This is a genomic window from Parvibaculum sp., from assembly GCF_035511255.1.
Classification (GTDB): domain Bacteria; phylum Pseudomonadota; class Alphaproteobacteria; order Parvibaculales; family Parvibaculaceae; genus Parvibaculum.
The window spans coordinates 1-6,579 of sequence record NZ_DATKFR010000177.1 but is presented as its reverse complement, the minus strand read 5'-3'; the positions used below and the strand labels follow the sequence as shown (position 1 = coordinate 6,579).

Sequence of the window (6,579 nt, the reverse complement as noted above, 5' to 3'; positions counted from 1 at the left end):
CGATCAAGCTTCGCGCCGTGACGATTGAGTAAAAGAAAAACAGGGACGAGGAAATATCATGATCGGCTATGCGACACTCGGCAGCAACGACCGCCAGAAATCGGGCGCTTTTTACGACGAACTGCTCGGCATCCTCGGCGCCAAGCGCGCCATGGAAGATGGCGACCGCCTTATTCTCTGGGCGAACGGCAAGGGCCCGATGCTCGGCGTCATCAAGCCTTATAACGGCGAGCCGGCAACCGTCGGCAACGGCAACATGGTGGCGCTCGCCGTCGGCTCGCGCGAGAACGTCGACAAGATCCACGCCAAGGCGCTGGAGCTTGGCGGTACGGACGAGGGTGCGGTCGGACTGCGCGGCGGCAATTTCTACGCCGGCTATTTCCGCGATCTCGACGGCAACAAGCTCGTCGCCTTCCATATGGGGTAAGGGCCGAACCGTTCCCAACTTCACAGGTCATGCGCGGGCCCTCCTTCAATTAAAAGAGGCCGCGTATCCACATCTTTCTTCTTCTATACAGAAAGTGAAGACGTGGATGGCCGGGTCAAGCCCGGCCATGACGTGATGGGGATGCAGGCGTCGACTGCATTAATCAGCAAGTTCCGCCTTGATCCGTTCCGCGTGTTTCTTTAGCAGATCAAAATCCGCCAGTTTGCGTGCGTGCAGCGCGAGGTCGATGCCGGCCGAGCGCGGAATGATATGCGTGTGGAAGTGGAAGACAGTCTGCCCGGCGGCCGGACCGTTCAGCTGCGCGATCATGATGCCGGGCGCGTCGAAGGCGCGCTTCACGGCTGCGGCGACGATCTTCGTCGTCTTCGCTTGCGCGGCGACGAAGTCCGGGTCCAGATCGAAAAGATTTTCGGCCGGAAATTTCGGAATGACCAGCGTGTGTCCTTCGGCCTGCGGCATCACATCCATGAAGGAGAGTGTCATCTCGTCTTCATAGACCTTGAAGCAGGGCGCCTCGCCGCGAAGGATCTTCGCGAAGATATTGTTCGGATCGTAGGCCATTCTCAGAAATCGTCCTCTTGCATGTCGCCCGCTGGATCGGCGGCGAGATCGTGCCTGAAGGGGGAGTATTCGCCAAGCGCCTCGACCTCGCGGTCGACATAAATCCGCTCGCGCTCCAGATAGTCGGCGACAGCTTCGCGGAAGGAAGCATTGGCGATCCAGTGGGCGCTGTAGGTCTTGGAGGGCAGATAGCCGCGCGCCAGCTTGTGCTCGCCCTGCGCGCCGGCCTCGACGCGGGCAAGTCCGCGGCTGATCGCAAAGTCGATGGCCTGGTAGTAGCAGCATTCGAAATGCAGGAAGGGGTGATGCTCGATGGCGCCCCAGTTGCGGCCGTAAAGCGCGTCGCTGCCGATGAAGTTGAGCGCTCCGCCGATATAGCGCCCGTTACGCTTTGCCATCACGAGAAGCGTGTCGCCGGGCAACCGCTCATTGATGAGGCTGAAGAACTCGCGCGTGAGGTAAGGGCTGCCCCATTTGCGGCTGCCGGTGTCCATATAGAAGGCGAAGAAGGCATCCCAGTGATCCTCGGTGAGGCTGGCGCCCGTCACCCATTCGATTTCGACGCCGTTCTCGAGCGCGCGTTCGCGCTCCTTGCGGATCATCTTGCGCTTGCGCGAGGAGAGATCGGCCAGGAAATCGTCGAAGCTTCCATAGCCGCGATTGTGCCAGTGAAACTGCTGGTCGGTGCGCTGCAGGCATCCTTGCGCGCCGAGCCGCGTCCATTGCCGTTCCGGCAGAAACGTCCAGTGGATCGACGACACGCCGCTGCGCCGCGCGACCTCGACGGCGCCGGCGAGCAGGCGATCCTCCGCCTCTTCGCGTCCGGGCCCCGGCCGCGTCAGCAGGCGTGGACCGGTCGCGGGCGTGAAGGGAACGGAGACCTGAAGCTTCGGGTAATAGTCGCCGCCCGCGCGCTCGTAAGCCTCGGCCCAGCCGCGATCGAAGACGTATTCGCCGCGGCTATGCCCCTTCAGATACATCGGCATCGCGCCCGCGAGCCCGCCGCATCCGTCTTCGAGCAGCAGATGATAGGGCATCCATCCCGTGCGCCGCGTGGCCGAGCCGCTGTCTTCCAGCGCACTCAGAAATGCATGGGAGACGAAGGGATTGTAAGGCTCGCCATCGGGATTGGCGCAAGCGTCCCACGCCGCCGGATCGACGGCGCCCAGACCTTGCGCGACCTTGATAATGGCTTGTTCGGCGTCACCCATGGACTGACTCTAGTGCGTCAGCCTCGCTTCACTCAATCTCGAAAATCGCCTCGATCTCGACGGCGATGTCGATGGGCAGGCTCGGCGCCGAGACGGCGGAGCGGGCATGGCGGCCGGCATCGCCGAATATTTCGACCATCAGGTCCGATGCGCCGTTGATGACGGCGGGCTGTTGCACGAAGTCCGGCGTCGAGTTGACGAAGCCGACGAGCTTCACGCAGCGCTTCACGCGATCGAGGTCGCCGCCCACGGCTTCCTTGAGCTGCGCGACGACGTTGAGAGCGGTAAGGCGCGCGGCTTTCATGCCTTCGCCAGGTTCGAGATCGCGGCCTAGCTTGCCCTTGTATTCAATGCCGTTCGGACCCATCGGGCCTTGGCCCGAAATGAAAACGAGATTGCCGGCGACGACGAACGGAACATAGTTGGCAACGGGCGCGGCCGCTTTCGGCAGTGTGATCCCGAGTTCCGAAAGTCGCGCTTCGATCCTGCCTGCCATTGTCCTGCCTCCGTTTGCTTCGTCTCAAGGGAGCGTTATACCTAATCTCTGGATGCCGATCGGGAAAGAAAAATGAAGTCCACCCAGAAGACCCCCGCCGACGACGGATTCTTCATGCCGGCGGAATGGGAGCCCCATGAACGTTGCTGGATGCAATGGCCGTCTCGCGGCGACGTCTGGGGAGACCGGTTGCCGCAATCCTGTTTCGCATATGCGGAGATAGCGCGAACGATTTCTCGTTTCGAGCCTGTGTCGATGATCTGCCGTCCGCGCGATGAGGCGGAGGTGAAGCTCGCCTGCGGACGCGGCATCGAGGTGGTGCCGATCGAGATCGACGATTCCTGGGCGCGCGACTCTGGCCCCGTTTTCGTCATTGACGGAAAGGGCGCGGCGGCCGGCGTGCATTGGCGCTTCAACGCTTGGGGCAATGCCTTCCAGAACTACGAGAACGATGCCCGCGTCGGCGGCGCGGTGCTGGAGCGTTTGGGCATGCGCCGTTACGACGGGCCGATGATCCTCGAAGGCGGCTCCATCTGCGTCGACGGGTACGGCACGCTTCTGACCACGGAAGAATGTCTCTTCAACGAAAATCGCAATCCCGAGCTGACGCGCCAGCAGATCGAGGAGCGTCTCGCGCTCTATCTCGGCATTCGTCGGATCGTCTGGCTCGACCAGGGTCTCGAGGACGACGAGACCGGCGGCCATGTCGACATGATCGCCTGCTTTGCCGGCTCGGGCCGCGTGCTGCTGCACATGCCGGAAGACAGGAACGATCCGAATTTCATGCACATGCGGGAAAACAGGCTGCGCCTCGAGGCGGCGCGCGACGCGCGCGGCAAGAAGCTCGAGGTGATCGAGGTGCCGCAGCCCAAAAACCAGTTCCGGCGTGGCGACGGCCGCAGGCTCACCACGTCCTACGTGAATTTCTATATCGCCAATGGCGGCATTGTGATGCCGGGTTTCGACGATCCGCATGACGAGGTGGCGGCCCGCATCGTCGCCGAAGCCTTTCCGGATCGTGAAGTGGTGCAAGTGCCCGCGCTGCACATCGCGGCGGGTGGCGGCGTCATCCACTGCATCACGCAACAGCAGCCTAAGGGCGCGGCGGCCAAGTAATCAGCCGTTGATGATCATGCGCGCGGCCCGGCTGCCCTTCTTCTTGTCGGCATACATGGCGGCGTCGGCGCGGGCGAGCAGTTCGGCCTGTTCGGAATTCGCGTCGTAATAGGCGAGGCCGAGGCTCGCCCGCACGACGACGGTCTTGCCATTGTGCCGAAAGGACAGTTTGTCGATGCCGCGTACGAGGCTGCGGGCTCGTTCACGCGCCGGGGCATTCTGCGCACGCACGAAGAGTACCGCGAATTCATCGCCGCCGACCCGCGCGGCGTAGTCGGTCGCGCGGATATTCTGCTTGAGAAAGTAGCCGACAATGCGTAGCAGCTCGTCGCCAGCGAGGTGGCCGTGCTCGTCGTTGATCGACTTGAATCCGTCGAGATCGAGATAGGCGAGAAGGCCCGCTTCGTCATAGCGCGCGGCACTGAGCAGGTTGCGCTGAAGCACGTTCTCGAAGCCGCGCCGGTTGAGAAGACCGGTCAGATCGTCGGTGACGGCCAGCGCTTCGAGATGCGCGATGCGTGAAGTGAGTTCGACAATGCGGCTCTCGGTCTCTGCCGCAAAGTTCAGAGCCTGATTGCGAAGATGAGCCGGGCTTCGGCTGATGACGGGATCGCTGATCGCGCGCCTGAAACGGGCGGTCATGCTGTCTTCCATCGTCAGCACCGTATCCGTCGGCGCCGTTCTTGCGGTTTTTGCGCGTCTCATGCCCATGCCCAGACCTCCTTGCCCCGAAAGCTGTGTGGCCAAGGTTGAATTGCAAGCGCCTTGCCATCGGGAAGGCTGCATAAAATCAACGACTTGAAACATGCGTTTGCATAAAGGGGCTCGGCAAATTCTGCCGACCGGACCGTGCCTGCCGGGTGAGACGGCTTTGGATCAGGTGGAACACGTCAGCATGACGCGGACGATGATGACGACCATGAATTCCGGAGGAGCGGGCGAACTTCAATGCCCCGACACCGGTTCGGCCTTGTCCGACAGGATGACGGTCTTGCAGAAGGGCACGATGACGAGCGCCGCGACGAACATGATCGACATCAGGAAAAAGACATCCTGAAAGGCGAGCGTCAGCGCCTGCTGGCCGACGAGTTGCGCGACCTTGCCTTCGAGGATCGATTGCGCGCGCGCGGGGTCCGGTGTGTAGGCGGATATCCGCGCCGCCGCGCCGCCGAGTGCATTGAGGCCATGAGCGGAAACGTCTTCGCCGAGCCGCGCGGCGTTGATGCGGCCGAAATCCTGAAGCCATGTCGTGACCGTCGCGATGCCGATGGCACCGCCGAGATTGCGCATCAGGTTGAAGAGGCCCGAGCCGTAGCGCAGCTCGTCTGGCCCGAGTCCGTTGAGGGCCATGCCGACGGAAGGGACGATGCAGAGCAGCAGCGCAAAGCCGCGAATGGCCTGCGGTGTGAAGAGCTGCCAGAAGCCCCAATCCGACGTGATGCCGGAAAAGAGCCAGAGCGACAGCGCGAAGAGCGAGAAGCCGATGCTGATGACGATGCGTTGATCGAGGACGGTCGTCGCCTTGGCGGCAAGCGGTGCGCTGAACATCATGAAGATGCCCGAGACGAAGACCGTCGTGCCGATTTCGAGGCTGGAAAAATCGCGCACCCGGCCGAGAAAGATCGGCGTGAGATAGGTCGCGGAATACAGGCCGAAGCCGATGACGAGGTTGAGCAGGCAGGCAAGCGCGAAAGTTGGCTTGCGGAAGGGCGTCAGCTTCAGGACCGGCATGGTCGAGAAAAACGAGCGCTCGAAGAAGACGACGGCGCCGACGACGGACACCCAAGTGACCGTCTTGATCGTATCGTCCTCGAACCATTGATAGCGCGGGCCTTCCTCCAGCACATATTGAAGCGCGCCGAGAAAGACCGCCAGCGACAGCACATGCAGCCAGTCGATGCGTTTCAGCATGTCGGGATTGGCTTTGTCGACCTTGCCGAGGATCGGCAGCAGGATCGCGATGGCGGCGCCGGGGACGATGTTGATGAAGAATAGCCAGTGCCAGCTTGACGCCTCCGTGATCCAGCCGCCCAGCGTCGGCCCGAGCGTCGGCGCCAGCGTCGAGACCATGCCGAGGATGGCCGGGATCATCGCTCGCTTCTTGCCGGTGAAGAGCGCGAAGCCGGTGGCAAAGACGGTCGGCACCATCGCTCCGCCGACGAAGCCCTGAATGGCGCGGAAGATCGTCATCGATTCGATGTTCCAGGCAAAGCCGCACAAGAGGCTCGAGATCGTGAAGAGCACGGCCGACGCCGTGAAGAGCCAGCGCGTGGAGATGGCCTGGGAGAGAAAGGCGGCGAGCGGGATCATCACGATCTCGGCCATCAGATAGGCCGTCTGGACCCAGGCGATCTCGTCCGGCCCGGCCGAAAGTCCCGCCTGAATGGAGTTGAGAGAGGCCGCCACGATCTGCGTATCGAGCAGCGCCATGAACTGGCCGAAGGCCATGATCCCGAAGATGAGGAGCTTGCGCCCTTCGGTGAGCTGGGTAAGCCGGGGAGCGGCCGCATCTTCCATCGTGGTTTCGGCGGTGCTCATGGCGGCCCCTTGATTTATTATATGATGATCATCATATAATGGTGGTCAGGAGGACCGGCAAGATGCGCTACGCGGATTCACATAAGGAAGAAACTCATCGCAAGGTGCTGAAACTGGCCGCCCGCGCGCTGCGCGAAAAAGGGCCGGACCGCCTTGCCGTCGCGGAGGTCATGAAGGCCGCCGGCCTGACGCATGGCGGTTTCTATGCG

7 protein-coding genes are annotated in these 6,579 nt (G+C 62.3%); 2 read left to right on the top strand and 5 right to left on the bottom strand.

Annotated elements, in window-relative coordinates:
• Window positions 1-58 precede the first annotated feature (58 nt).
• A complete protein-coding gene (locus tag VMR03_RS06435) occupies window positions 59-427 on the top strand; it encodes a VOC family protein (RefSeq protein ID WP_325403408.1) in 369 nt (122 codons plus the stop codon).
• A 159-nt stretch (window positions 428-586) separates the two neighbouring features.
• On the opposite strand, the gene VMR03_RS06430 is transcribed toward VMR03_RS06435, so the two are convergent.
• Genes VMR03_RS06430 through VMR03_RS06420 form a run of 3 tightly spaced genes read right to left on the bottom strand, consistent with a single transcriptional unit; the run spans window position 587 to window position 2,716 of the window.
• On the bottom strand, window positions 587-1,009 hold the full coding sequence (locus VMR03_RS06430) for an HIT family protein (protein ID WP_325403406.1): 423 nt from the start codon (window positions 1,007-1,009) through the stop codon (window positions 587-589).
• Window positions 1,010-1,011: 2 nt separating this feature from the next.
• Window positions 1,012-2,220, bottom strand: coding sequence for a GNAT family N-acetyltransferase (locus tag VMR03_RS06425; protein ID WP_325403404.1), 1,209 nt, complete (start codon window positions 2,218-2,220; stop codon window positions 1,012-1,014).
• Window positions 2,221-2,248: 28 nt separating this feature from the next.
• Window positions 2,249-2,716, bottom strand: coding sequence for a RidA family protein (locus VMR03_RS06420; protein WP_325403402.1), 468 nt, complete (start codon window positions 2,714-2,716; stop codon window positions 2,249-2,251).
• Window positions 2,717-2,788: 72 nt separating this feature from the next.
• Here VMR03_RS06420 and VMR03_RS06415 point away from each other — a divergent pair, with 72 nt between their 5' ends.
• Window positions 2,789-3,832: an agmatine deiminase family protein gene (locus tag VMR03_RS06415; protein WP_325403400.1), complete on the top strand. Its 1,044-nt coding sequence runs from the start codon at window positions 2,789-2,791 to the stop codon at window positions 3,830-3,832.
• Here the strand turns inward: VMR03_RS06415 and VMR03_RS06410 are convergent, their stop codons facing one another.
• Together VMR03_RS06410 and VMR03_RS06405 are read right to left on the bottom strand one after the other, a co-directional pair.
• Window positions 3,833-4,543: a GGDEF domain-containing protein gene (locus VMR03_RS06410; RefSeq protein WP_325403398.1), complete on the bottom strand. Its 711-nt coding sequence runs from the start codon at window positions 4,541-4,543 to the stop codon at window positions 3,833-3,835. It abuts the gene before it with no gap.
• Between the two features lie 234 nt (window positions 4,544-4,777).
• Entirely contained in the window at window positions 4,778-6,370 is a 1,593-nt protein-coding gene (locus tag VMR03_RS06405; RefSeq protein ID WP_325403396.1) for a DHA2 family efflux MFS transporter permease subunit, read from the bottom strand.
• Window positions 6,371-6,579: the final 209 nt, after the last annotated feature.